Raw genomic sequence first — 2,319 nt, forward strand, 5'->3', positions numbered from 1 at the left:
GCGGGCCCGGATGTCGCTGCCGGTGAACACGGACGCGGCCAGGCCGAACTCCGTGGCGTTCGCCCGGTGAAGTGCGTCGGCCTCATCGTCGAAGACCTCGAAGGTCTGGACGGGACCGAACACCTCCTGCTGCACCACGGGGACGTCGAGTCGTTCCACCTCAACCAGCGAAGGGCGGTAGAACGCGCCGCCGGCCAGCTCGGGATCGGTGACGGGCCCGCCCCTGACGATGACCTTGGCGTAGGAGGCGGCCTCGGCGACGATGCGGTCCACCCTGGCGACGCCGGCCTTGTCGATCAGCGGCCCCAGCTGGCTGGAAGGATCTTCCGCGGGCCCGACCTTGACGGCCTCCAGCGCGGCGGCCAGCCGGGTACGCAGCTCATCGGCGATGCCGCGCTGAGCGAGCACCCGCGAGCCGGTGCAGCAGAACTGCCCGTTCATCAGGATGCAGCTCATCACCAGTTGCGGGACCACGATGTCCAGGTCGGCGTCGTCGAAGACGATCATCGGGGTCTTGCCGCCCAGTTCGAGGTTGACACGCTTGAGCGTCGGCGCGGCCGCGGCGGCGATGGCGCGGCCGACGTGTGTGCTGCCGGTGTAGCTGAGCACGTCGACGTCCGGCGACTCGACCAGGAACGGTGCCACCTCGTTGCCTGCTTCGGTGAGGATGTTGACCACACCCGCGGGCAGGGACTTGGTGGCGGCGACGGCCTCGGCGAACAGAGCGTTGGTCAGGGCGGTCTGCCCGGGCATCTTCACCACCGTCGTGCAGCCGGCGCCGATCGCCGGCCCGAGGGCACGGACCAGCAGGATCACCGGGGAGTTCCACGGTGCGATGATGCCGGCGACCCCCATCGCCTCGGGGGTCGAGTGGAAGTAGGTACCCGGCTGGGGTTCGCCGGCTCGGCCGGCGATCTGGGTGAGCGCGGAGGCGGCGCTGTAGCGCAGCCAGTCGACGGAGAGCGACACCTCCCAGGTCGTCTGCGCGAGCAGCTTGCCGTTCTCCCTGGCCAGAGTACGGCTCATGTCAGGGACGCGTTCGGCGAGCCGGTCGGCCAGTTCGTTGAGGGCCCGGGCTCGCAGCGACGCGTCGCGGGACCAGCCGGTGGTGTCGAACGCGGTGCGCGCGGCGGCGATCGCGGCTTGCGCCTCGGCCCGGCCCGCTGAGACATAGGTGCCGACGACGTCGCCGGTGGAGGGGTTGATCGACTCGTGCAGGGAGCCGGCGTCACTCCACTGTCCGTTGATCAGATTACGGGCGGCTATGGACAGGGTGCTGACGGTGGTGGTCGACATGATCGTCCTTCCGGTGCGAACCGAACTGCTCTGCCTGGCGCGTCCACCGTCGATCGGCGCAACGGCCGCAGCCGATGCAACCTGCGACGGTAGGACTCGCGGTATCAGCCTCACCGCGGGCTGGCGCTGTTCGCGTCGGCGACGATCGCCTAGTAGTGCTTCGGCGGCAATCGCCTAGTCTTGGGCGGAAAGCGATGTTGGCGGACACCGGCTGACGCCTGCGGGGGAACCAGACGATGCTTCGAGGTCGACGCGCCGAGCGTGAGGTCGTCCAACGGTTGCTCGCGCAGGCCTGGGCCGGGCGCAGCGGCGGGCTGGCCGCGGCGGCCGTGTTCATGTACCCCAAGCACGCGCACGTTCCGTAGGAAATCTACGTTGTAAAGGCGCCGAGCTGGTCGAGAAAGGCTCGCGCCGTCGGGGCGCAGTCGGCCGGCGACGGGACGGCCAAGGCCAGGGAACGGGTCATCACCGGCTCGAGGGGTCGCGTGACGACGGCGCCCAGGTCGGCGGGCAGGCCCAGCGTGGGGACGATGCTGACGCCCAGCCCCGCGGCCACCATCTCCAGGATGGCGGCGGGGCCGCTGGCTTCGAAGGCGATGTCGAACTGGACCTGGGCGGCCAGCGCCGCGCCCATGATCAGTGGGCGGCAGCCTGCGGTGGTCAGGATGAACGGCCGGCCTGCCAGGTCGGCGAGGGTGATGGCCGGGCGGGCGGTCAGGGGGTGGCCGGCGGGCAGCACGGCGACCATGTCGTGGGTGCTGAGGTGGACGGTGTGCAGGCCGGGGGCGGGGAGGGTGACGACGCCCACCTCGGCGGCGCCGCGGTGCAGCCATTCGCGGATGTCGTCGTCCACGCCCTCGAACAGGCGGACCCGTACCTGCGGGTAGCGGTCGGTGAAGGCGCGCAGGAGCTTGGCGACGAGCGTGCCGGTGGCGCTGGGGAGGCTGGCCAGGCGCAGCTCGCCGGTGATCTGGCCGGCGGCGGCGGCCACGTCGGCGCGGATGAGGTCGAAGTGGCGCAGGG

At 71.0% G+C, this 2,319-nt stretch carries 3 protein-coding genes; 1 reads left to right on the forward strand and 2 read right to left on the reverse strand.

The annotated features are described in order from the left end of the window. On the reverse strand, positions 1 to 1,296 hold a 1,296-nt coding region (locus tag AB0J09_RS62595), incomplete at its 3' end, for an aldehyde dehydrogenase family protein (protein WP_360713707.1). A 236-nt stretch (positions 1,297 to 1,532) separates the two neighbouring features. On the opposite strand from AB0J09_RS62595, the gene AB0J09_RS62600 reads away from it, so the two are divergent. Next, positions 1,533 to 1,661, forward strand: coding sequence for a hypothetical protein (locus AB0J09_RS62600; protein WP_360713709.1), 129 nt, complete (start codon positions 1,533 to 1,535; stop codon positions 1,659 to 1,661). Between the two features lie 5 nt (positions 1,662 to 1,666). On the opposite strand, the gene AB0J09_RS62605 is transcribed toward AB0J09_RS62600, so the two are convergent. Beyond that, positions 1,667 to 2,319: LysR family transcriptional regulator substrate-binding protein (locus AB0J09_RS62605; RefSeq protein ID WP_360713710.1), on the reverse strand; the 653-nt coding region annotated here is incomplete at its 5' end.

The sequence above is a fragment of the Nonomuraea sp. NPDC049784 genome, from assembly GCF_040659615.1.
In the GTDB taxonomy this organism is placed as follows: Bacteria; Actinomycetota; Actinomycetes; order Streptosporangiales; family Streptosporangiaceae; genus Nonomuraea.

Coding starts and splice junctions, on each gene's coding strand:
- AB0J09_RS62600 (WP_360713709.1), top strand. CDS start 1,533: ATGCTTCGAGGTCGACGCGCCGAGCGTGAGGTCGTCCAACGGTTGCTC.